Origin of the sequence: Hymenobacter montanus (assembly GCF_014699115.1) — a bacterium.
In the GTDB taxonomy this organism is placed as follows: domain Bacteria; phylum Bacteroidota; class Bacteroidia; order Cytophagales; family Hymenobacteraceae; genus Hymenobacter; species Hymenobacter montanus.
Genome location: NZ_JACXAD010000036.1, coordinates 1 through 22989, shown reverse-complemented (window position 1 = coordinate 22989; position 22989 = coordinate 1). Strand labels below are relative to the sequence as shown.

The 22989-nt window shown below is 59.7% G+C and carries 17 protein-coding genes and 1 riboswitch; of the genes, 9 read left to right on the top strand and 8 right to left on the bottom strand.

What is annotated here, in order from left to right:
* Window positions 1-796 precede the first annotated feature (796 nt).
* The 3 genes from IC235_RS21100 (at window position 797) to IC235_RS21090 (ending at window position 4505) form a co-directional block, all read left to right on the top strand.
* Complete coding sequence (locus tag IC235_RS21100) at window positions 797-1594, top strand: IS5 family transposase (protein ID WP_191007200.1); 798 nt, start codon at window positions 797-799, stop codon at window positions 1592-1594.
* Window positions 1595-3268: 1674 nt separating this feature from the next.
* Window positions 3269-3883, top strand: coding sequence for an HD domain-containing protein (locus IC235_RS21095; RefSeq protein WP_191007199.1), 615 nt, complete (start codon window positions 3269-3271; stop codon window positions 3881-3883).
* Between the two features lie 16 nt (window positions 3884-3899).
* Window positions 3900-4505: a thiamine phosphate synthase gene (locus IC235_RS21090; protein WP_191007198.1), complete on the top strand. Its 606-nt coding sequence runs from the start codon at window positions 3900-3902 to the stop codon at window positions 4503-4505.
* Here IC235_RS21090 and moeB read toward each other — a convergent pair.
* From moeB to thiS, 8 genes are all read right to left on the bottom strand, one after another.
* Window positions 4491-5591 carry a molybdopterin-synthase adenylyltransferase MoeB gene (moeB, locus tag IC235_RS21085; protein ID WP_191007197.1) on the bottom strand — a complete coding sequence of 367 codons (1101 nt, stop codon included), beginning with the start codon at window positions 5589-5591 and terminating at the stop codon, window positions 4491-4493. The two genes, IC235_RS21090 and moeB, sit on opposite strands and share 15 nt — an antisense overlap.
* The gene (gene thiH, locus IC235_RS21080; protein WP_191007196.1) at window positions 5588-6709 is read right to left on the bottom strand and encodes a 2-iminoacetate synthase ThiH; all 1122 of its coding nucleotides are present in this window, start codon (window positions 6707-6709) and stop codon (window positions 5588-5590) included. The genes moeB and thiH overlap by 4 nt, the downstream gene beginning before the upstream one ends.
* 230 nt (window positions 6710-6939) lie before the next feature.
* Entirely contained in the window at window positions 6940-8463 is a 1524-nt protein-coding gene (locus tag IC235_RS21075) for a tetratricopeptide repeat protein (protein WP_191007195.1), read from the bottom strand.
* Window positions 8464-8733: 270 nt separating this feature from the next.
* Window positions 8734-9513, bottom strand: coding sequence for a thiazole synthase (locus IC235_RS21070; protein WP_191007194.1), 780 nt, complete (start codon window positions 9511-9513; stop codon window positions 8734-8736).
* 5 nt (window positions 9514-9518) lie between these two features.
* Window positions 9519-10142 carry a thiamine phosphate synthase gene (locus IC235_RS21065; RefSeq protein ID WP_191007193.1) on the bottom strand — a complete coding sequence of 208 codons (624 nt, stop codon included), beginning with the start codon at window positions 10140-10142 and terminating at the stop codon, window positions 9519-9521.
* Window positions 10143-10237: 95 nt separating this feature from the next.
* Complete coding sequence (locus IC235_RS21060; RefSeq protein WP_223847466.1) at window positions 10238-11188, bottom strand: bifunctional hydroxymethylpyrimidine kinase/phosphomethylpyrimidine kinase; 951 nt, start codon at window positions 11186-11188, stop codon at window positions 10238-10240.
* 70 nt (window positions 11189-11258) lie between these two features.
* The gene (gene thiC / locus IC235_RS21055) at window positions 11259-13133 is read right to left on the bottom strand and encodes a phosphomethylpyrimidine synthase ThiC (protein ID WP_191007191.1); all 1875 of its coding nucleotides are present in this window, start codon (window positions 13131-13133) and stop codon (window positions 11259-11261) included.
* A gap of 302 nt (window positions 13134-13435) precedes the next feature.
* Window positions 13436-13639: a sulfur carrier protein ThiS gene (gene thiS, locus IC235_RS21050; RefSeq protein ID WP_191007190.1), complete on the bottom strand. Its 204-nt coding sequence runs from the start codon at window positions 13637-13639 to the stop codon at window positions 13436-13438.
* 69 nt (window positions 13640-13708) lie between these two features.
* Window positions 13709-13805: riboswitch (TPP riboswitch) on the bottom strand.
* Window positions 13806-14188: 383 nt separating this feature from the next.
* Between thiS and IC235_RS21045 the strand changes: the two genes are divergently transcribed.
* The 6 genes from IC235_RS21045 to IC235_RS22335 all read left to right on the top strand — a co-directional run bounded on the left by IC235_RS21045 (window position 14189) and on the right by IC235_RS22335 (window position 22685).
* On the top strand, window positions 14189-15277 hold the full coding sequence (locus tag IC235_RS21045; protein ID WP_191007189.1) for a tetratricopeptide repeat protein: 1089 nt from the start codon (window positions 14189-14191) through the stop codon (window positions 15275-15277).
* A gap of 111 nt (window positions 15278-15388) precedes the next feature.
* A complete protein-coding gene (locus IC235_RS21040; protein WP_191007188.1) occupies window positions 15389-17455 on the top strand; it encodes an OmpA family protein in 2067 nt (688 codons plus the stop codon).
* Between the two features lie 135 nt (window positions 17456-17590).
* On the top strand, window positions 17591-21196 hold the full coding sequence (locus IC235_RS21035; protein WP_191007187.1) for a hybrid sensor histidine kinase/response regulator: 3606 nt from the start codon (window positions 17591-17593) through the stop codon (window positions 21194-21196).
* Window positions 21197-21245: 49 nt separating this feature from the next.
* Window positions 21246-21983: a LytR/AlgR family response regulator transcription factor gene (locus IC235_RS21030; RefSeq protein WP_191007186.1), complete on the top strand. Its 738-nt coding sequence runs from the start codon at window positions 21246-21248 to the stop codon at window positions 21981-21983.
* A 223-nt stretch (window positions 21984-22206) separates the two neighbouring features.
* Complete coding sequence (locus tag IC235_RS22340; protein WP_317173629.1) at window positions 22207-22446, top strand: recombinase family protein; 240 nt, start codon at window positions 22207-22209, stop codon at window positions 22444-22446.
* A gap of 11 nt (window positions 22447-22457) precedes the next feature.
* Window positions 22458-22685 (top strand): hypothetical protein, encoded by a 228-nt coding sequence (locus IC235_RS22335; protein ID WP_223847465.1) that lies wholly within the window; start codon window positions 22458-22460, stop codon window positions 22683-22685.
* Window positions 22686-22989: the final 304 nt, after the last annotated feature.

Sequence of the window (22989 nt, the reverse complement as noted above, 5' to 3'; positions counted from 1 at the left end):
CCACCCCAGGTGGGATTCGTGTTGGAAATCATCGCGCGTAGAATGGTAGTAAGGTTGAGATATATAGACCTGAAGGGTGGGCACTACAAGGCTCGTGCCAAGCGCAAACTACGCAGAAAACCGCAGGATGCATTCTTTACATGGGTAAGCTACCTGAATTCCTCAATTTAGCGGCATAACCCTAAGAATCTGGTCGAATTAATCGCGTAGCCCGGTAAATTATTAATCTCAGAAAGCTACCCATTGGCGGGGGTAGGTTTGTGGTTCGTCGTCTTTGGCCAGCCGCCAGTCGTCGCCGACTCCAGCGATGACTACACTCCGTAAAGCAGCGTTTGGCTTGGGTAAGCGCCTTTGTGTGCGACCATGTGCGTGGGTGCCTTGCCATCGGAGACCGTGCTGGGTCAAGTGCTGGCGGAAGCGGCGACCCAAACGCCGGCTACGAACCCGGCTTGCAGCTGATCCTGTAATCCGAGCTCCGCGCATCTCCCGCCGTCGCCCCATCATGCCCACTCGCTGCCACGACGAAGCTGGCCAACAAGTGGCTCAGCGTGTCGACTAAAAGCGCTTACGCTTTTTGAGGCGTTTGCCGGCATCGTAGCCCACGTCAACTATACTAGTGGCTATCTTCTTTATGATTTAACTCTTGAGATTGAGAATAGCCGCCGTAGGCTGGGCTTTTTGCCCGCTCCCGCGCTACGGTGCACAGGCCGCCGCTCACCCACCTGCTCATTCGCTTCATCAGCCCGCCATTTGTGAAAAGTAGAGCCTGTTATGCACTGGTGCCGAGATTTGGGGCATGGCAGCTATTCGGACCTACCCCAGTGATGTACAAGAAGAAGAATGGGCCTTTGTCGCCCCTTATCTGGCCTTGATGCGCGAAGAAGTGCCTCAGCGTCAGTACCCGTTGCGGGCCCTGTTCAATGCCTTGCGCTACCTGGCTCACACCGGTTGTCCCTGGCGCTACCTACCGCATGATTTGCCGCCCTGGCAGGCCGTCTACCAGCAGTGGCGCCGCTGGCGCGATGCGCGAGTATTTGAATCTATTGTGCACGATGTAAACGAGTTGCAGCGCGTCTTGCTCGGGCGAACAGCGACGCCCACGGCCATCGTGCTCGACGGGCGCACCCTGCAAAGCACGCCCGAAAGCGGCCACCGCGCGGGCTACGATGGGGCTAAAAAGCGCAAGGGCAGCAAGGCGCACATTGCCGTCGATACATTGGGCCAGTTGCTGAGTGTCGTCATCACCCCGGCCAATGAGCAGGAACGCGCACAAGTCGGCGAATTATGCCGCCAGGTGCAGCAGGTGACGGGGCAAACGGTGCAGGTAGGCTTCGTAGACCAGGGGTACACAGGCCCGGAGCCGGAGGAGGCAGCGGCAATGCACAATATTGACTTGCAAGTGGTTAAAAAACCCGAAGGCCAAACTGGCTTCGGGTTTCTACCTCGTCGCTGGGTGGTCGAGCGCAGCTTTGCTTGGCTCAGTCGTTTCCGTCGACTGGGTCGCGATTACGAACGCCTTAGTTCCACGCTGCAACAACTGCATTTTGTTGTCTTCGCCTGCCTCATGCTGGCCAGGAACGCTGCAAGTGCATAACAGCCTCTAGTAGACCATGGAAGAACAGCAGATAGCCAATGCCTGCAAATGCCTGGTGCAAAATATACCTGTGTGCTGGAAATGCTTATTCCGAGCTTTTAGTAGCAGTGAAAGATAACTATTGTGTATGTAAAGCGCTTTGTGTAAGTTTGTTTATACATTTAATTACTTAACCAAACTTCATCATGAAAACTATTCTTAAATTACTCGTAGGGGCTGGGCTGTGCACCTCTAGTCTTATATTCACCGTGGCTACTAGCCCTTCTGCTAATGCACAAGGCCGCCCTCAGGGCAGCACAGTAACAACCGCTTGTGGCAATACCTATACTTATAGCAGCCGCAATGTAAGCGTTCGCTCTTCGTCCTCAAATGGGCAAACCACGTCAACAATTTTTGTTGATGGTCAGGTAGTTCGCACTGAAACCTGTGTATCCCGTAGCGGCTCCAGTTCAAGTTCGAGCTCAGGCTCTGGTACCGTAATCAGCTTCCCGCGGTTTCTCGGTGGCCGCAATTAATGTATTTAAAAGGCGCTTGATGTCGTCAATAAGGCTTATGCCAAATAAAAAAGACGGGTTTATAGCCCGTCTTTTTTATTTGGCATAAGCCTTATTGCTGATGTAGCACCGATGATTCAATAAGAGTTTATATACTATTATCATATTAATTTTGAGTATTAAATCGAATGAGATTTCCGACTCATCGATTACTACTTGTTTGTCAACCGTTCGACAGAAGACTATAAGTTACTCTCAGGAAATGTATAGTCTCATGATGAAATAGTACGCCTTTCAGCACCATAATTCGTCAGCACTTATGAGCGGCGATTGTTGCATGACAGCGCCCGCACAACAGCGGCAGTACGACCGCGTCCTAGCAAAGTCAGGAAAGCCTCTCAGGCTTAGCCATTCGGCATGGGCTCCTCCTAAGTAAACGGTTCAGTGCCTGACGGATGGGGGATTGTTAGAACTAATGGCTCGTACAACACGATCCGGAATGTAAATGGTGCTCTTTACGGTACCGAAGTCCAGGTATTATCAGGTAGCCCTATTCCTACTGGCTGGGTGACTATTCGTACCCAAAGCAGCTTTGACTCGGTGGTCAATACGAGCCAAAACGTGAACGACGCGCCGTACGGCACCGAAGTTCAAGTGGTGCTTGGCAGTCCTGTTCCGGCTGGCTGGGTTGTGATTAGAAATAGCGGCTCATTTAACACAATTCGGAAGCTCTAACCCGGTTCGGAAATAAAACGGAGGGGAGTGCTGGACGTATCAGAAGGCTCCGGTGATCATTCCGACCCGATTCAACCATCATTAGGCCAATTCGCGGAGCGGCCCGTCTCAAGTGGTCTCACACTATCCTGCTGCAATGCCTTCGGGCGGATTAATTAATCTTATCCGAAAGCTAATCTTAAAGTCAGCCGCTCACGTTTGGCCGGCTTCAGGGTAAAGATGGGGCAGTTGGTGAGGCGCTCCCTTTGTAGCGTGTGCTAGGCCCTTGTGAGCTAGTGCAACTAGGGATCTGGTTGCTCCTGGGCTGGTTCTTAAACAATTCTGTAGTCCAACCCAACACCGACGCGAAAGTGCCGTTGTCGGCTTGTTGTTGGGTTAGCCAATTTGGCGGAGGTATCTTTCCGCCATTTAAATGCCTAACACGCGCTAGCCGACGCTTTTCAGCATGGATTTCCAAGCCGCCGAAACCTTTATCGTGGATGAGTTGCGCCGCGGCCTTTCCCCGACGCTCTACTATCACGGCCTGCACCACACCCTCGACGTGATGCAAGTAGCCATGGAGTTGGCCCCCGCCGAAGGCGTGACCGATCCCGAAGACCTGACCCTCCTGCGCACGGCCGCGCTGTACCACGACGCAGGCTTTCTGTACACCTACGAGGGCCACGAGGCGCGAGGCAGCGAGCTGGCCCGGGCCACGCTGCCAAGGTTCGGCTACTCACCCGGGCAAATAGAACAGATCTGCGCCATGATAATGGCCACCAAATACCCGCCGGAGCCCGCCACCCACTTAGCTCAAATATTGTGCGACGCCGACCTCGGCTACCTGGGCCGGCCCGACTTTGAGGCCATTTCCGCCACCCTCTTCCGCGAGCTGATGGCCCGCCAACTCATTACCGACGAGCACGCCTGGTTTCAGTTGCAAGCCCGCTTCCTCACCCACCACCAGTATTGGACAGCCACTGCGGCAGCCCGGCGAGCGGCTTCCAAACAGGCGCAACTCGATCACATCCTGGCGGTGCTGGCCGCCTGGCCGGACCCGGGCAACCCAATAAAAACTTAATGGTTTTCCCTATTCCATGCAGTTGCTCCTCATCTCGCCGCCTCATTCTGTTCCGGACGAGGCACTCCTGGTAAGCGAGATACTGGGGCTGGGGCTGGCGCGCTTCCACTTGCGGAAGCCGGAATGGAGCCGAACACAAATGCTGAACTACGTCGCCGGTATTCCCGCGCGCTTTCATTCGCGGTTGGTGCTGCACTCCCACCACTCACTGGTGTCGGAGCTGGGCTTGGGTGGCGTGCACCTTCCGGCTGCGCACCGCGCCACGTGGCGCACCGGGCCGCCGCGGCCCGGCCAAACGCTGTCTACCTCCTTCCACACGTTGGCCGAAATCAGCCGGCACCGCCGCCGCTATGATTACGTGTTCTTGAGCCCCATCTTCGACAGCCTCAGTAAGCAGTATTATGCAGCCGCTTTCAACTTGGCTGAGGTGGCAGCCACGCTCGGGCAACTACAGCGGCGCGTCGGCTACCGGCCCCCGGTAATAGCCCTGGGCGGCGTTGAAGCGCACCAAATAGCTGCCGTGCGACGCGCCGGGTTCGCGGGTGCGGCTGTACTCGGCGCCGTGTGGCAGCAGCCCGACCCGGTGGCTGCCTTTCGGGCCCTGCAATCAGTAGTCGGCTAAGCCGTTGCGCAGCGAATACACCTCCCGGAAGCCTCGGCTCAGCAGCAGTTGAGCGGCTTGCTGGCTGCGCACGCCACTGGCGCAGTGCACCACCACGGGCACTTCGGTCGACAGCTCCGTCAGCCGGCCAGCCAGTTGGCCCAGGGGTAGCAGCCAGCCCCCGATGTGGCGGCGGGCGTGCTCAGACGGCTCACGCACGTCGAGCAGCTGCAGGGGCCGGTCGCTATGCTGCCAGGCCTTCAGGTCGTCGGCGCTGATTTCGGGCGCCCGGGCCGGGGCCGCTTCGGGCGCGGCCTCGCCGCAGAAGGCCGCGTAGTCGGGCGCCAACGCCACCCGCTCCCGGTTAGCCGCCAGGGCCCGGAAGCGGATGGTTTGAAAGCGCATGCCCAAGGTGTCGACTACCAGCAGGCGCCCGCTTAGCACCTCTCCCAGGCCTAGGATGATTTTCAGGGCCTCAGCTGCTTGCAGGGTACCGACCAGGCCCGGCAGCACACCCAATACGCCGATTTCGGCGCAGCTGGGAGCCTCGCCCGGCGCGGGGGGCTCGGGGTAGAGGCAGCGGTAGGTGGGGCCGTTTTGGTAATTGAACACCGACACCTGACCCTCAAACTTGAAGATGGCCCCGAACACCAGCGGCTTGCCCAGAATGACGCAGGCGTCGTTGACGAGGTACCGAGTGGCAAAATTATCCGAGCAGTCCACCACCAGGTCATAGCCAGCCAACAGCGCCAATGCGTTGGCGGCCGACAGGTGCAGTTGGTGGGTACGCAGCTCGATAAACGGGTTTTGGGCGCTTAGCTTTTCGGCCGCCACCACGGCTTTGGGCCGGCCCACGTCGGCGGTGGCGTACAGCACTTGGCGCTGCAGGTTGCTCTCATCCACGGTGTCGAAATCCAGCAGCCCCAGCGTGCCCACGCCGGCGGCGGCCAGGTATTGCAGCACTGGGCAGCCCAGGCCGCCGCAACCCACCACCAGCACCCGGGCGGCCTTCATTTTGTGCTGGCCCACCTCGCCAACTTCGGGCAGCAGCAGATGCCGGCTGTAGCGGTGGCGCTCAGCCGCCGAGAGAGCGGTAGTAGCATTCATCGGGCCAAGGCGGTTAAGGTGGCGTCCCAGTCTTTCCAAACCGGCTCGTAGCCCTGGCGGCGCAGCATGGCGGCAATCTCGGCCGGGCTACGCTCGTCGGAAATCTCGAATTGCTCCAGCGACTCCGGCGCCACCACGTAGCCGCCCGGGTTGGTTTTAGAGCCCGCGCTGATGCTGGTGATGCCCAACTTCACCACGTGGTCGCGGAAGACGGGGCTCTCGCGGGTTGAAATCGACAGCTCCACCTCCTCGTTGAGCAAGCGGTAGGCGCAAATCAGCTGCACCAGCTCCCGGTCGCTCATTTCTACTTTGGGCTGCAACAGCCCTTCGGCCGGCCGCAGGCGCGGGAACGACAGGCTGTACTTGGTTTGCCAGTAGGTGCGCTCCAGGTAGTCGAGGTGCAGCGCCGTGAAGAAACAGTCGGTGCGCCAGTCTTCCAGGCCAATCAGCACGCCCAGGCCCATTTTGTGAATGCCGGCCCGGCCCAGCCGGTCGGGGGTGTCGAGGCGGTAGTTGAAGTTTGATTTTTTGCCTTTGGGATGGTGCTTTTTATAATCAGCGCGGTGGTAGGTTTCCTGGTAGACCAGCACGGTGTTCAGGCCCTCCGGAATGAGGCGCTCGTAATCGGCCTGGTCGAGCGGCTGCACTTCCATGGAGAGGTGCGCAAAGTGGGGCCGCAGGGTGCGCAGCGCTTTTTCGAGGTAGTCGACGCCCACGGTCTGGTTGGCCTCGCCGGTTACGAGCAGCACATGGTCGTAGCCCCAGTCCTTCAGCACGGCTGCTTCCTGCAGCATCTCCACGCTGCTCAGCGTGCGCCGACGGATTTTATTGTCGAGGCTGAAGCCGCAGTAGGTACAGATGTTCTGGCATTCGTTCGACAGGTACAGGGGCGCGTACAGCTGCACGGTGTTGCCGAACCGTTGGCGCGTCAGTTGGTGGCTGAGCTGGGCCATCTGCTCGAGGTACGGCTCGGCCGCTGGCGCGATCAAGGCTTTGAAATCCTCCAGCGTGCGCTGCGGTGTGCGCAAAGCCCGCACTACATCCTCTGCCGTTTTAGCGTAGATACTGGCTTTAATCTCGTCCCAGGAATGGGCCTCAAAAATGGGTTGGAAGCTCATTTTAATGTATTACGCCGCCTTTGCGGCGTCTTGTTGAACAATGAGGTAGCCCCGACAAGCTGGAGCACGCACCATAAGGCTGCCAGATGAATTTTGGCATGAGTAGTCGTGGCCAGCTATCCCCTGGACTGTTGGATTTTTGGTTAGGGGCAGGGCTACATTAGCGCAGCTTTCCGTAGAAATGGCTTTGTACAGAACAACATGGAACACTGGGTTATAGTCGTCTTATTTCAAGGAGAGGCTTGAAGGCGGTTGACAAGTTCGCTAATCTCTTGGTCATTTTCTGGCAACAAAACCTTCGCTTTCAAAGCCACTTCTAACGCTTCTTTTGGTCTATCGATTACTTCGAGCGCCAAAGCCAAAGACCACAGCATATTGCCATTATTGGTATCTAGCTGCACTGCTTTTTGAAGATGAGTTAAGCCTTCCTCTATCTGTCCTAGATTTACAAGTGTAACGCCGTACCCATGGTGAACATCGGCTTTGTCAGGAAGGTATGGTACAACCGAAGCATAGACTGTCGCAGCTTCCGATAGCTTATCGGCTTGAAGGTAGGCGTAAGCTAGTTCTTCCTTCGCTTGGATCCAATCTGGACACCATTCGACGACAAGTTGTAACTGTTGTATTGCCGCGTCATACTCTTCCCGCACGAGATAGGTTTGACCGAGTAATCTGCGGGTATCTACATCTTCAGGGGCGCACTCAACGGCAAGCTGGCAAAAACGCAAAGCACGTTCGTAGTCATGGTAAGTTCCCAGGAAAATTCGACCCAAGTAGTAGGGCAATCCTCCGTAGGGTACAGTTAGTGCCTCATTTTCTAAAAGTTCAATCTTAGGGATATCTCCCTCAGTTTCATCAGGGATACCTCCCTCATTTTCAGCCTGGAACTGTGCTAACATACCCTGAACTTGACCGTCCCAAGGAGCAATTTTGTTGGCTAACTCGAACCACTCCCGCGCCCCATCTTCGTCATTTCCATTCCAGTAAAAGCTCCCCATAGCAACCTGCGCTTTGAAGCAGCGAGGGTGACTTTCTAATGCACGTTGTAGATGTCTCAAAGCTTGCTCAAAATTCGCTTCTGCTAGACAGACATCGTGCATCAATAAATGCACCCCTGCGCTATCTGGGTCTAGTTCGTAGGCTTTTCTTGCAGCAGCAGTCCACTGGTTAGGTCGTCTTAGCCCCTGATTCGCTTCTGCGAGAGAAATCAGAGCATCGACCCATAATGGGTCCTGCTCTAACACCTCGTTGAGTACCGCGATCGACTCTGTGTATCGCCCCATTTTATTGAGGCAATCGGCGTAGCTGATGCGATAGTTCATCTGGCTAGGAAATTGCCCGATAAGTTGTTTTAATTCTGGCAATGCCTTGTCAGGATAACCCAGCACAATGTGATCGTTGGCAAGTACGTGCCTAGCATTTGGATCTGCTGGGAACTTCTTTACCAGACTTGAGTGGGCAGCGAACGCACCCCAGATCTCGGCTTCTGCCCGCAGGACTATACCAAGCTGGTAGAGTACTTCATAATCGTCGGGTGCTATGGCCTCTGCCCGTTGCAGAACTTCTCTCGCTTCTGCAAAACCACTGCAGAAACGCAATGCCTTACCCAATCTGACCATCAGTAATACGCTATCGGGATGCGCTACTAGTCCCTCCCGCAAAATCTGGCAAGACTTGCTCCACCCCTCACTCACACGGGCAGCCTCTGCCATTTCTACAATCGTCTGGACGTCGGATCGTTCGGGTGAAATCATTCTTTTGCTCCTGGTCGCTTACTTGTTGTGGTTAATGGCTGTGTGAGCTGTTTGGCTCTTTCGGGTGTAAGCTCTTGGTGGTCTAGTAGGTCCGGTCGGCGGGGCTACTTTAATAGTTGAACTGGTTTCCTCCGGAGCCTACGGAGTGCTTCCTTTGAACGGTACAGCCGATGCTACGTTAGTTTCTAAACCGATCTGATTCTCCTTATTTCTCTTGTAAAGCAGCCCGGATTTCTGGTGCTCGTGTTGCTAGGTTAGCAATTATAATTTCTACCCATCCAGAAAGGCCGTGAGGGGCGAGCTGGCTACGGCTTCGTGGCTTACCGGGGCGGCCAGCCGGGCCTCGTAGGCCAGGCGCCCGGCCTCCACGGCCAGCTTAAACGCCGTGGCCATGGCTACCGGTTGCCCGGCCACGGCAATGGCCGTGTTTACCAGCACGGCATCGGCTCCCATCTCCAGGGCTGCTGCCGCGTGCGAGGGGGCCCCGAGGCCCGCGTCGACCACCACCGGTACCTTGCTCTGGCCGATGATAATTTCCAGAAACTCCCGCGTCAGCAGGCCCTTGTTCGAGCCAATGGGCGCCCCCAAGGGCATGACGGCCGCCACCCCTACTTCTTCGAGGCGCTTGCACAGCACCGGATCGGCGTGGATGTAGGGCAGCACCACGAAGCCCAGCTTCACGAGCTCCTCGGCGGCCTTCAGGGTTTCCACGGGGTCGGGCAGCAAATACTTCGGGTCCGGGTGAATCTCAAGCTTTAGCCAGTCGGTCTCCAGCGCCTCGCGGGCCAGTTGAGCGGCAAATACCGCTTCCCGGGCCGTGCGCACGCCCGAGGTGTTGGGCAGCAGGCTGAACTGGGGATGCGCCAGATGCCGCAGGATATCGTCTTCGGCATCGGCTACGTCCACGCGCTTCAGGGCCACCGTCACCAACTCGGAGCCCGATGCCAACAGCGCTTCTTCCATGAGCAGTGACGAGCTAAATTTGCCCGTCCCCGTGAACAGACGAGAAGCAAAGGTGCGGCCGGCAATGGTCAGATTTTTACTTAACATAATAATTAAATAGGATTTACGGCAGCTAACTCCCTGATCATCAAGTGGGCGGCGGCCGTTGGATCGGCCGCGTTCCCAATGGCGCCGGCCACCGCTACGCCGTGCAGGCCCGTAGCCAGCAGCGCCGCCACATCGGCCAGCACAATGCCGCCAATGCCAATAACCGGCACATTCAGCCCAGCTGCCTGGCACTGGCGCATAATTTCTTCGTAGCCGGCCAGACCCACAATCGGGCTCAGGTTTTCCTTGGTTGAGGTAAAGCGAAACGGGCCCAGGCCCACGTAATCGACGCCGGCGGCCGCCAAGCGCTGTACGTCGGCCAGGGTGTTGGCCGTGCCGCCGATGATGAACTGCGAGCCCAGCATGGCGCGGGCTTCCTCGGGGGGCATGTCAGCCTGGCCGACGTGCACGCCATCAGCCCCGATTTCCTGGGCCAGGCGCGGGTTGTCGTTGATGAGCAGCGTAGCGCCATAGCGGCGGCACACGGCCTGCGTCTCCAGGGCTAGCTGCTTCCAGGCGGCGGGGGGCTGGTTCTTCACCCGGAGCTGCACCCACCGCACCCCGCCCTGGCAAGCCAGTTCGGCGGCCTCGGGGGTAGTGGTAATGTAATGCAGGTTACTGATTTTCATGGTTGTGTTTGCTTAGTGGCATGCCGCCGGCGCCAAGTGGCACGAGCATAGCGAGTAAGAAGTGGCCCGCAGCCATGGTGGCGGGCCACAGCGGGCTACGACGGGCTAAGGCCCCTGCTATGGTAGCCTAACAGCGTCTCGTTACTAGCTAAGAATTCGGTGGTGTACGCCTTGCCCACCCGGCAAGCGTCTACCAAGCTCTGGCCCTGGGCCAATTGCGCCAGTACGGCGGCCGACAGCACGCAGCCGCTGCCGTGCTTCTCGCCGTGCGGCAGCCGCGGCGTCGAAAACTCGTGCCGGCGGCCACTGGCAAACAGCACGTCGGTGGCTAGCTCGCCGTCGTCGTGCCCGCCTTTTAGCAATACGGGGCAGAAACCACTCACCACTTCCGCCGCCCTTTCGGCCGATTCGGCGGGCCAGAGGCGCAGCATTTCCGGCCGGTTCGGGGTCAGGAGGGCCATTTCCGCGCACAAGGCCCGCAGCAGCTCTCGATCGGCCGAGCGGTGGAACTCGTAGCCGGCCGTGGCTTTCAGCACGGGGTCCCACACGAGTTGCAGGCGCGGGTTCTGCCCTTTGAGCCAGCCTACCAGCTCAAGCAGCTGCGGCAGGCTTTCGAATAAGCCAAACTTCACGAAATCAACCCGAAACCGGGTGAACAACACCCGAATCTGGTCGCGAATCGTGGCCGCCGCCACCCACGACACGCGCTCGAACGCCACGTCGTTTTGCACCGTGAGAGCCGTGCAGACTCCCAGCCCATACACGCCGCTGGCTTCCATCGTTTTCACATCGGCCAACAAGCCGGCCCCGGCGCTGGGGTCAAAACCGGCAATGCTAAGAGCGAAAGGGCGCATAGTTTGGTTGTTGGTGCTTGGTTGTTGGTGCTTGGTTGTTGGTGCTTGGTTGTTGGTGCTTGGTTTTTGGTGCTTGGTTTTTGGTGCCTGGTACCTGGTGCCTGGTGCCTGGTGCTTGGTGCTTGGTGCTTGGGTGTTGGTTCTCGGAGTTTGGTTGTTGCTGCCTGATACCTGGAGCTTAATGTTTAGCATGGAGGCTTACGATAACTCACTAATACCAGAACATCCCAAGCACCAAGCACCAGGCACCAAAAACCAAGTACTACAAATAGATTTCGCTGCCTTTTTCCACGAACTCCCGCGACTTCTCCACCAGGCCGGCGGCTAGTACCTCGCTGGCGGTGAGGTCTTGCTGGGCGGCGTAGTCGCGCACTTCCTGGGTGATTTTCATCGAGCAGAAATGCGGCCCGCACATCGAGCAGAAGTGGGCCACTTTGGCGCCTTCGGCGGGCAGGGTTTCATCGTGGTACTCGCGGGCCGTGTCGGGGTCGAGCGCCAGGTTGAACTGGTCTTCCCAGCGGAACTCGAAACGGGCCTTGCTCAGGGCGTTGTCGCGGTACTGAGCGCCGGGATGGCCCTTGGCCAGGTCGGCGGCGTGGGCCGCGATTTTGTAGGCAATCACGCCGTCCTTCACGTCCTGCTTGTTGGGCAGGCCCAGGTGTTCCTTGGGCGTTACGTAGCAGAGCATAGCGGTACCAAACCAGCCAATCATCGCCGCGCCGATGGCCGAGGTGATGTGGTCGTAGCCCGGGGCAATGTCGGTGGTGAGCGGCCCCAGCGTGTAGAAAGGCGCCTCGTGACACTCCTTTAGCTGCTTGTCCATGTTCTCTTTGATGAGGTGCATGGGCACGTGGCCGGGGCCCTCAATCATCACCTGCACGTCGTGCTTCCAGGCAATCTTGGTTAGCTCACCCAGGGTTTCCAGCTCGGCGAACTGAGCTTCGTCATTGGCGTCGGCGATGGAGCCGGGGCGCAGGCCATCGCCGAGCGAAAAGGCCACATCGTAGGCTTTCATGATTTCGCAGATTTCCTCGAAATGCGTGTAGAGGAAGCTCTCTTTATGGTGCGCCAGGCACCATTTGGCCATGATCGAGCCCCCGCGCGACACGATGCCGGTTACGCGCTTGGCCGTCATGGGCACGTAGCGCAGCAGCACGCCGGCGTGGATGGTGAAGTAGTCGACGCCCTGCTCGGCCTGCTCAATCAGCGTGTCGCGGAACAGCTCCCAGGTCAGGTCCTCGGCCTTGCCGTTCACCTTTTCGAGGGCCTGGTAGATGGGCACCGTACCCACCGGCACGGGGCAGTTGCGGATAATCCACTCGCGGGTTTCGTGGATGTTTTTGCCCGTCGAGAGGTCCATCAGGGTGTCGCCGCCCCAGCGGCAGCTCCATACGGCCTTGTCAACCTCTTCTTCAATGCTCGAGGTCACGGCCGAGTTGCCGATGTTGGTGTTGATTTTCACCAGGAAGTTGCGCCCGATAATCATGGGCTCGCTCTCCGGGTGATTGATGTTGGCAGGAATTACGGCCCGGCCGGCGGCTACTTCCGAGCGCACAAACTCCGGCGTGATGTAGCCCTGCGGGGTGTTGGCCCCAAAGCTGTGACCCCGGTGCTGGGCCCGCAGCGGGTCGGTGGCCGCCAGCTCGTCGATCCGCTGATTTTCGCGGATGGCGATGTATTCCATTTCCGGTGTGATGATGCCTTGCCGGGCGTAGTGCATCTGGCTCACATTGTGGCCGGGCTTGGCCCGGTACGGGGGCTGAATATGCTCGAAGCGCAACGCGTCGAGGCGGGGGTCGGCGGCGCGCTGCTGGCCGTAGCTGGAGGTGGTGCCGGGCAACTGCTCCACATCGCCCCGTTCCACAATCCAGCTTTCGCGTAGGCGGGGCAGCCCTTTTTTCAGGTCGATGGTTACGCTGGGGTCGGTGTAGGGGCCGCTGGTGTCGTATACCGTCACGGGCGGGTTCTGCTCGGTGGGGTTCACGAAGTCGAACTTGCGCTCGGTGTCGCTGAGGACGATTTCGCGCATGGCCACCCGAATGTTGTGCAGCTGGCCTTTCACGTAGATTTTGCGGGAGCCGGTGAGCGGCTGGCGTTCCACCAGCGTCTGATGCGGGGCCTGGTCTTTTTTCTTCATCGGAGGAATTGAGAGCTTAGATGTTAGAACGTAGAACTTCATAGTTTAGAACTCAGAGCTTGGATGTTAGAGCTCAGAACCAAATCTTGGAAAGGTGGAAATGAGACTTTAAAGGATTTAGAGCTTAGATGTTAGAGCTCAGAGCGTAGAACTCAGAACTTAGACCTGGAAAAGGTAGAAATGAGGCTCTATATTAATGAGAATCTATACTTAAAGTGAGAAAAAAAGTAGGAAATACCTGCGGCTGCAACCTTTTCTAAGCTCTACGTTCTACGCTTTGAGCCCTAATCTAAACCCAAGGTTTATCCTCCCTGCGTAGCCCGGATAATCGTTACCCGGTCGTGCGCTTGCAGGGCGTGGGCGGGCCACTCGGCCCGCGGCACCACGGTATCGTTTACGGCCACGGCCAGGCCGCGCTGCTCTGCTAGGGCAAGGTGGGTGAGGAGCTGGCTAATCGTTTGATTATCGGCGGTTTCCTGGGGGGAATTGTTTACGTAGCAGACCATGGCAACTGAGGGCGTTGGCAACGAATCGGACTCTAAACAATAGGGATGACAGGGGTCCGCGGGGCCGACCTATGCACCGATACTTTTCCCTTCGCCGGTATCAGCCGGAGCAGGTTCCAAGGGTATGCTCTCAGTCCGGGCGAGCCGGACACCCCTAAAGTTTATGCCCAAATCTACACACTCACCACCAATTAACCCGCCGCTTTGCCTCCGCAAGCTGCCACGCCCGCCCAATACCGCCTGGGTGCGAACTTGCCGCCCAACCACCCCGGGCCACCCTGGTTGGACGCGGGGCTTGCTGTCGCGCCTGCGGCACGCGCGTCATTTCAAGCTCCGCAACCGTTGTTCAGCACCCGGCCGCGCCACCGGGAGCTACTCGGCTGCGCCACCCGATTTTTTGGTGCCCCAAAGGTTGTTGAATGAGGCATTTCGCCACCCCTCTGACTAGGGCGGGGCAGCTAGGAATATTTTGGGCAGAAATATAGGTAAAGAGCAGAAAATCCAATAACTTCGCCCAACCTGTTCTTATGATAGCTCTATATTATTGAAATGATACAAAAGAATCTGCTTATTATCGGCTTATTAAGCGCCCCCCTCGCGTCGTGGGCGCAGGTCGATTCGGTGCGGGCTAGTACGCTGCCCGGCCGGCAGTTGGCCGAACGGGCGTACAACAGCGGCCTGGCTAGTTTCAACGCCCAGAACTACGCGGCCGCGCTGCGCAGCTTCGACCAGGCCATTGCCGCCAAGCCTAACTTCACAGCCGCCTACTCCAACCGCGCCGCCACGCGCTACAAGCTCAAAGAATACCCGGAAGCCCTGGCTGACTACGACCGCGCCCTGCAGCTCGAGCCCGGCAGCTACGCCGGCTACTTCGGCCGGGCGCAGGTGCACGAGGCACAGAACCAGTTTACCGAGGCCGACCAGGACTACTCCGCCGCCGTGCAAGTCAAGCCGGACTACGCCCTGGCGTGGTACAGCCGCGGCGTGCTGCGCTTCGAGAAGGGCGACTATAAGGCCGCCCGCGATGACTTCGACAGCGCCATCAAAAGTGACCCCCAGCTGGCTTACGCCTACCACGACCGCGGTAGCGCCAATCAGAAGCTCAACGACTACAGGGCGGCCGTCGAGGACTACAGCCAGGCCCTGACCCTGCAGCCCGAGCTGCTGCCCGCGCTGCTCAACCGCGCCACCACCGAGCGCCGCGCCGGCCAACTGGCCCTGGCCCTGGAAGACTACGATGCCTACATCGCCAAAAAGTCCGACAACCCCTTGGCATTCAATAACCGAGGCAGTGCCCGCTTCGAGAAAAAGGACTACGCTGCGGCCATTGCCGACTTTAGCCAGGCCCTTGCCATCGATGCAAAGTACGCCTACGCCTGGAACAACCGCGCCGCAGCCCAGCTCAAGCTGGAGAAGTACGCCGAGGCCGCCGCCGATGCCAGCCAGGCCATTAAGCTGAAACCCGACTACGCCGAGGCCTACCTGAACCGCGGGCATGCCCGTGAGATGCTGCGCCAAGCCGACGAAGCCTGCCAGGACTGGCGCAAAGCGGCCGAACTGGGCTTGGTCGTGGGCGACAACTATGCTGCCGCAGCGGGCTGTGCGGGCACCGCGGCCGATGCCGGTACCGAGAAATAGATAACGCCGCCGTGTCAATCTCACTCAAATTTTCACGGCCTTAGGCAGCGCCTAGGCTGGTTCTTCCGAGTACTTGGTCGAGCCCGACGCAATCAATCCCAATTTAACCAAATGTATAATCGTACGCTTATTTCGCTTTTTATCTGCTTGTTCCTGGCTTCCTGGCAGCCCTGCGGGGCGCAAAGCGTGGCCTTCACCAAAGACCATTTCGGCAACGACAAGGACGGCTTGCGCGAGGCTCTGCGCGCGCTGAAGGAAGGCGACGCCGACTACGGCGCCGACCCGCCGCGCTATATGCAGGCCCTGTCCCACTTCCTGGCGGCCCAGCAGTTCAACCCCAACAACGCGGTGCTGAACGTTAAAATCGGCGACTGCTACCTCAACTCCCTCTCCAAAACCGCCGCCCTGCCCTACCTGCAAAAAGCCGCGCAGCTCGACGCCACCGCCGACGCCCGCACCCACTACCTGCTGGCCCGGGCCCTGCACCTGAGCGCCAAGTGGGCCGAGGCCATTGCCGAGTACCAGCAGGCCCAGCCAATCAGCAGCAGCACCCGCAACGGCGACGCCGGCTTGGTGACGTCCAACGACTTGCGGCGGCGCATTCAGGAGTGCCGGAACGGCCAGCAGCTGATGGCCCACCCCACCCGGGTATTTATCGACAACGCGGGGCCGGAGCTGAACTCGGCGGAATCCGACTACGGCCCCGTGGTATCGGCCGACGAGTCGACCATTCTCATCACCTCGCGCCGGATGGGCTCAACCGGGGGCAAGAAAGACCCCGAGGGCAACGGCTTTTTCGAAGACATCTACCAAGCGACCTGGCAGGGCAAGGCCTGGAGCCCGGCCACCAACCTGGGCGCGCCCGTCAACACCGAAGCCCACAACGCCACCGTAGGCCTGGCCCCCGACGGCCAGCGCATGCTGGTGTACAGCAGCAGCAACGGCGGCGACCTGCTCGAAGCCCGGCTCAGCGGCAATGCCTGGGCCCGGCCCAAGGAGCTGAGCTCGCGCATCAACACGCGCAGCCACGAAACGTCGGCCAGCTTCTCGCCCGACGAGCGGCTGCTGTACTTCGTGAGCAACCGGCGCGAGGGAAGCCTGGGCGGGTCGGATATTTATAAGGTCGAGCTCGAAGGCCGCACCCCGCCCGTGAACCTGGGCCCGACTATCAACACGGCCTACGGTGAAGAAGGCGTGTTTATGGCGCCGGATGGCAAAACCATGTTCTTCTCTTCGGAGGGGCACAATTCGATGGGCGGTTACGACATCTTCAAGTCGGTGTTTGAAAACGGCAAGTGGAGCACTCCCGAAAACCTGGGCTGGCCCATCAACACGCCCGACGACGACATCTTTTTCGTTACTTCGGCCTCGGGGCGGCACGGCTACTATTCCAGCGACCGGCCCGGGGGCCTGGGCGCCAAGGACATTTACCGCATCACCTTTCTCGGCCCGGAAAAGCAGCCCCTGCTCAGTGAGGAAGATCTGCTATTGGCCTCGCGCTTCGCGCCCATGAAGCAAAACATGCTGGCCCCGGCCGTGACCGTGGCCACCGCTCAGGTTACGATTCTGAAAGGCACCGTGACCGACGACGCCACCCACCTGCCCCTCGAAGCGGCCATCGACCTGATCGACAACACCAGCGGCCTCACCATTGCCACCTTCCGCAGCAATGCCACCTCGGGCAAGTACTTGGTAAGCCTGCCCTCGGGCACCAACTACGGCATCGTAGCGCGCCAGGATGGCTACTTGTTCCACTCCGAAAATTTTAACCTGCCCGCCGGAGCGGCCTACGCGGAAGTGGTGAAAGACATTCCGCTGAAGCGCCTGGAAGTCGGCACCACCATCGTGCTGCGTAATATCTTCTTCGACACCGGCAAAGCAACCCTCCGCCCCGAAAGCACCGCCGAGCTCAAACGCCTGCAGAAGCTGCTGGTGGAAACCCCGGACCTGAAGCTGGAAATGGCCGGCCACACCGACAACGTCGGCGAAGCTGCCCGGAACCAGGACCTGAGCAAGCGCCGCGCCCAGGCCGTGGTTACCTACCTCACCCAGCAGGGCATCGCCGCCACTCGCCTCACCGCCGCCGGCTACGGCGAGTCGCGCCCCGTAGCCCCCAATACTACCCGTACCGGCCGCCAGCTCAACCGCCGCACTGAGTTTAAGGTGACCGCTAAATAAACCCTGACCAATCCACACCCTACTACTGCTCAGCTTCATGGGTTGTAACTGCAAGGTTAACGACCAGGGGGCGGGGTAGTCTACCTAGTAGCGTCAAACAACCAAGTGGCTGGTTAGTTAAACCAGTCTTGCTGCTTGAAACTACTTGTCCCACTTCTACACGCCTGGCGAACGGGCCTCCTGCTGTCGACGCTGCTCGGGCTGCTGTTGCTGCCCCAGTTCGCCGGGGCTCAGCAGGCCTTTTTGCAGCAATTCGGGCCAGCCGAAGGGCTGCGGCCACCCTTCGTGTATGCCCTGCTGCAGGACCGGCAGGGTTACCTCTGGCTCGGCACCAACGAAGGCCTGGTGCGCTACGACGGCATGAGCTTCGTCACCTTCACTAAAAAGGATGGGCTGGCCGAAAACGGGGTGGTGTCGTTGCGCGAAGACCGCAGCACCGGACAGCTGTGGGTAGGCCACTACGGGGGCGGCGTTTCCGTGAAAAAAGAGGCCCTCGGCTCATTCGCTCCCGCCGGCAGGGCTCAGGCCCGGCTGGGCGGAGCGAAAGGCCCGCCCCCCGTCGATACTACCTCGATTGGCAAGTATTTACGTCGCTACCGCCTGCGCCTGCCCACCGGGGTGGTGCCGATTTGCCTGCTCGAAGACCGGTACGGCAACACCTGGCTGGGCACGGCTGGCCAGGGTTTGTGGCGGCATTCCGACCGCCACCTGCGGCGCTACCCCACCCCCAGTGGCAGCTCCCCGCCCCTGGCCCTGGGGACCGGTCCCCAGGGCGTCTTGGCGGTGGGCACGGCCGCGGGCCTGCAACTGGTTACTCCGAACGGAACGCTGGGGAAGCCAGTAAGCAGCCAACTGGCTAAGCCCATTCGCGCCCTGCTGCCGCGGCCCGGCATTGGGCGGGGCTACTGGGTGGGAACCGCGGGCGATGGGGTCTGGCAATACACCCCGCCGCAGGCTCCCCGCCGGTTAGGCCGGCTCCCGGACTCGCTCGCCGTCACGGCCCTGACCTACGCGGCCGGCAGCGGCCTGTGGGTGGGCACGGCGAACGACGGCCTGTACCTGCTGCCGGCCGACAGCGCGCTGCCCGTGCGCCATTTCACGACGGCCCAAGGGCTGTTGCAGAACACTATTCACGCGCTGCTGGCCGACCGCAGCGGTCGGATCTGGATAGGCACTCAGGGCACCCGACTCGCGGCCTACAACCCCACCACGGAGCTTTTCACGTTCTACCGGCTAAATAATAGCGCCCTATGCGTCAGCAGCTTTGCTACCGATGCCAACGGTCGGGTGTGGGTTGGCACCGAGGGCCAGGGCCTCTATTGCCTAACCGACAAAACGTGGCTTCATTACGACACCAGGCCCAGCCCATCGGCCAACTATGTGTACGGCCTGCTGCCTCTACCAGCGCTGAGCAAGGCGGCGGATGCCGGCAAGTGGCTGCTGATCTCGCATTTGCAAGGGCTCACGCTACTCGATGTCGGTACGGGGAGGCTTATTCCCCTGGTGGCGGCCACCGACACCCTGGTGCGCGATTGCCGCGGCCCGCTGGCGCTAACCACCGGCACCCGCCCAGCCGTGTGGGCCGCCACCCAGGGCAGCCTGGTACGCCTCGACCTGCCCGAGATTCTCAGCCGCCCGTGGGAACAGGCGCCGGGCCTAATGATGAAGAGTGCTGAAGTCGATGGCGCCCCCCAGCCCGTAGCCAGCCTGGGCGAATTGTCGCCCACGCGGCACCGGTTGCGCTTCACTTTCGAAGGCGTGAGCCTGGCGGTTAGCAACGCGCCGTTGGAATATCAGTACCGGCTGCTGGGTCTTTCCGATGCGTGGAGCAGCCCCAGCACCTCGCCCGAGATGCAGTTTCCGGGCTTAGATGCCGGTCGCTACAGGCTGGAGGTACGGGCGCGCCGGGGCCTGGCGAGCCCCTGGAGCGCGGTAGTGCCCACGGGATTTGCCATTGCCACCCCGTTTTGGCGCACGCGCTGGTTTAGCGCGCTGGTGCTCTTGGGTCTGGCCAGCATCGTATTCGGGGTCGTGTGGGTACGGGAGCGGACTTTACGCCACACCCAGCTCGTGCTGGAGCGCACGGTGGAGGAGCGCACCGCCGAGCTGCGCCAACAAAAGGCCCACATCGAAAACATTAATGCCGACTTGGTGGTAGCACGTGACGCAGCCGAAGCTTCTCGCCGGGCTAAGGCGCAGTTCCTGGCCAATATGAGCCACGAAATTCGCACGCCCATGAATGCCGTTATCGGGCTTACCAACTTGCTGCAGGCTACCCGGCCCACCCCGGAACAGCGGGAATACCTGACGGCCATTGAGTCGTCGTCACAAAACCTGCTGGTTATTATCAACGACATCCTCGACATCTCCAAGATGGAGGCGGGCAAGCTTTCGCTCGAGCACGTGCCCTTCCGCCTGCCCGAAGCCGTCCGGCACTTAGCCGCGCTGTTCAAGTTTGCCATCGAGAGCAAGGGCTTATCGTTTTTGGTGAACGTGGCCGACGACGTGCCCGCGGCCGTGCTGGGCGACCCCGTCCGCCTCAACCAGATTCTGGTGAACTTGGTGGGCAACGCCATCAAGTTCACGCGGGAAGGGGCGGTCACGGTTACGGTCGAAGTCGTACCGGCCTCTTCTTCGGCCCCGTTGCCCCTCACCCACTCCCGGGTGAGATTTGCCGTCCACGACACCGGCATTGGCATTCCAACGGATAAGCTGGGGGTTATTTTCGAAGATTTCTCCCAAGCCAACACCTCCACCACCCGGGAGTTTGGCGGGACGGGCCTGGGCCTGAGCATTGCCCGCAACCTAGTGCAGCTCCACGGCGGCCAGCTCCACGTAACCAGCCAGGAGGGCGTGGGCTCGGAGTTTTTTTTCGAGCTGATTTACGAAATAGCCGACCCCAGCGTGGCGCGGCCCGAAACGCGCGGTGGCCAACTCGCGCCTTTTGAGCCGGCCCTGCGCGTGCTGGTGGCCGAAGACAATACCTTAAACCAGCTCGTGGCCCGCAAAACGCTGGAAGCCTGGAATGTGCAGGTGGTGGTGGCTGAAAACGGGCGCCGCGCCGTGCAAGCCGCCATTAGCGCCCCGCAGCCCTTCGATGCCGTGCTCATGGACGTGCAGATGCCCGACATGGACGGCTACGAAGCGGCCCGCCAGCTGCGCCAGCATTTTCCCGATGCTACCCGGTTTCCGATTATTGGCCTCACCGCCTCCATCCTGCCGGAAGACCGATTGCTGGCCCTGGCGGCCGGCATGAACGATACCCTGACCAAGCCTTTCGAGCCGGCCGTGCTCTACACCCGCCTGGCCCACTTCACCCGCCGCGCCGCGCCCACCGATCCGCCTCCCCCGCATACCCCGGAGCAGGCAGCCCCGGGGGCGGCCGTTGCCTCCCCGTTAAGCACTGCCGTGGAGCCTGACTGGCAGCTGCTCGAAGAATTGTCGGGCGGCAACGAGTCCTTCCTGCGCCAAATCGTGGGTACTTTCCTCACCGAAGCGCCCACCCTGGAAGCGTTGTTGGCCACCACCTGCTCCAGCGACCTCGCGGCCTTGGCCAGCACGGCCCACAAGCTTAAAGGCCAGGTCGCCTATTTCGGCGTGCCGGACCTGCACACGCGGCTGGGCGAGCTGGAAGGCGCCGCCCGTCAGCCCGAACGGTCTCATTGTGAACCCTTGGTCAACTCCATCCGCCAGCAGCTCGCCGAGCTTTATCCCCATCTCGCAGCCCGGATCGGCTCTTAAAGCCCCTGCCAAGCTCTACATTCGCCTGCCTAACGCTCTCCTCGCCTTTATGTCTGCAACTGCTCTGCGCTGTCTAGTCGTCGACGACGACACGCTCTCGGTTCAGGTGGTGCTCAAGTGCATCACCAACACGCCTTTTCTCACCGCCGCCGGCAGTTATACTAACCCCGTTGAAGCAATTGAGTTCCTGCGCACCCACCCCGTTGATTTACTGTTTTTAGACGTAGAAATGCCCCTCATGTCGGGCATCGACCTTTTGCGTACCCTCCAGAACCCGCCGCTGGTCGTGCTCATCACCAGCAGCAAGGAATACGCCGTGGAAGCATTCGAGCAAGCCGTCGTCGACTACCTGGTGAAGCCCCTCAGCTACGCGCGCTTTCTGCAAGCGGCTCATAAGGCGCTCGAAGCGGCCCAGCGCCAAGCCTCGGTGCAGCCCTTGGCCGGAACCGATTCGATTCAGCTGCCCGCGCCCGACACCGACTTTACCTTTGTCAAGGTGGATAACAAATTGGTGCGGGTTTCCTTTCAGGAAGTGCATTACGTCGAGGCGCTGGGCGACTACGTACACATCGTCACCGGCCACAACAAGCTCATCGTATACAGCACGATGCGGAGCGTGGAAGAAAAATTTCCGGCCACCCGCTTCATGCGCATCCATCGTTCATTCATTGTCAATATCTACCGCATTCATTCGCTGGAGGATAACTCGGTAATCGTGGAAGGAAAGTACCTCCCCGTTGGCCAGACTTATCTGCGCGAGTTGCTGCAACGCCTCAATAAATTCTGACGCCAACCCCGCATCGCGAACGGAACATCGCTCGCCTGGGCTGGCTTCAGCAAAATAATGTTGCTCGAAAACGGCAGAATATTTCTGCAAGTGACAGCCTGTCCTACTCATGGTTTTCGGCTACGTCCGCGTCTCGACCGGTGCCCAGCCGGCTGAGAGCCAGAAGAACCTCATCGCCTGCTACCTGGTTGAGCACCGCTGGGCCCTGGACGAGTAGATCGAGGTGGAAAGGTCCTCCTGCCGGAGTGCCGGGCAGCGCCGCCGGCCCGAACTGCTGGCCAAGGTCGCCGACGACGACATGGTCATTGTCTCCGAACTCTCGCGGCTGGGTCGCTCGCTGCGTGAAGTACTGGCCCTGATCGAGGAGCTGATTCACCAGAACCGCTGCTGCTTAGTGCTCATTAAGCAGGGCCTGGACCTGGACCCGCAGAACCACCGCGACATAACCCAGAAGATCTGCTGATCATCTTCTCTATGCTGGCCGAACTGGAGTGGGACTTTGTCTCCGAGCGCACGAAGCAGGGGTTGCGGGCACGAACAAGGCCTCATACTGGGAAAGCCCAAGGGCGTGGTGCAACGCCCCATATACGACGCCGGCCGCTGCACCTGCACGCGCGGGGCGGGCTGCTCACCACCATCATGGACGTGCACCTGAAGTACGGCAAATACCTCTCTCTGAAAAGCCACCTGACTATGGAATAGCGTCAGCCGGGCTGAAACGCCTCAGCACGAGGGGATCAATGGTAGTATTCGACTATTTGTTTGGTAGCACAGGCTAGAATTATGCTTTCAAAAACTAGTATCTTTCGTTGTCCAGCACGCTCGGCTTGAGAAGGGTGTAGCCAGATGAATTGATCAAGACATTTTGAGCAAGCTGCAAGTATTTTCCTCCAACCACGTTTTTGGTGTACACCCATGAAAAAACCTCTTCTAGGCAGTGTCTGAAAAGTGCTGGAGCTTAACTTAGGGGATGGCAGCACGATACGAATTAACGGATGCGCAGTGG

Bases quoted from the DNA above. Each gene is read 5' to 3' on its own strand.
- IC235_RS21060 (WP_223847466.1), bottom strand. From the start codon at position 11,188: ATGCTAAACATTAAGCTCCAGGTATCAGGCAGCAACAACCAAACTCCG.
- IC235_RS22335 (WP_223847465.1), top strand. From the start codon at position 22,458: ATGCTGGCCGAACTGGAGTGGGACTTTGTCTCCGAGCGCACGAAGCAG.
- IC235_RS21065 (WP_191007193.1), bottom strand. From the start codon at position 10,142: ATGAAAATCAGTAACCTGCATTACATTACCACTACCCCCGAGGCCGCC.
- IC235_RS21040 (WP_191007188.1), top strand. From the start codon at position 15,389: ATGTATAATCGTACGCTTATTTCGCTTTTTATCTGCTTGTTCCTGGCT.
- thiS (WP_191007190.1), bottom strand. From the start codon at position 13,639: ATGGTCTGCTACGTAAACAATTCCCCCCAGGAAACCGCCGATAATCAA.
- IC235_RS21070 (WP_191007194.1), bottom strand. From the start codon at position 9,513: ATGTTAAGTAAAAATCTGACCATTGCCGGCCGCACCTTTGCTTCTCGT.
- thiH (WP_191007196.1), bottom strand. From the start codon at position 6,709: ATGAGCTTCCAACCCATTTTTGAGGCCCATTCCTGGGACGAGATTAAA.
- IC235_RS21030 (WP_191007186.1), top strand. From the start codon at position 21,246: ATGTCTGCAACTGCTCTGCGCTGTCTAGTCGTCGACGACGACACGCTC.
- IC235_RS21045 (WP_191007189.1), top strand. From the start codon at position 14,189: ATGATACAAAAGAATCTGCTTATTATCGGCTTATTAAGCGCCCCCCTC.
- moeB (WP_191007197.1), bottom strand. From the start codon at position 5,591: ATGAATGCTACTACCGCTCTCTCGGCGGCTGAGCGCCACCGCTACAGC.
- IC235_RS21075 (WP_191007195.1), bottom strand. From the start codon at position 8,463: ATGATTTCACCCGAACGATCCGACGTCCAGACGATTGTAGAAATGGCA.
- thiC (WP_191007191.1), bottom strand. From the start codon at position 13,133: ATGAAGAAAAAAGACCAGGCCCCGCATCAGACGCTGGTGGAACGCCAG.
- IC235_RS21090 (WP_191007198.1), top strand. From the start codon at position 3,900: ATGCAGTTGCTCCTCATCTCGCCGCCTCATTCTGTTCCGGACGAGGCA.
- IC235_RS21100 (WP_191007200.1), top strand. From the start codon at position 797: ATGGCAGCTATTCGGACCTACCCCAGTGATGTACAAGAAGAAGAATGG.
- IC235_RS21095 (WP_191007199.1), top strand. From the start codon at position 3,269: ATGGATTTCCAAGCCGCCGAAACCTTTATCGTGGATGAGTTGCGCCGC.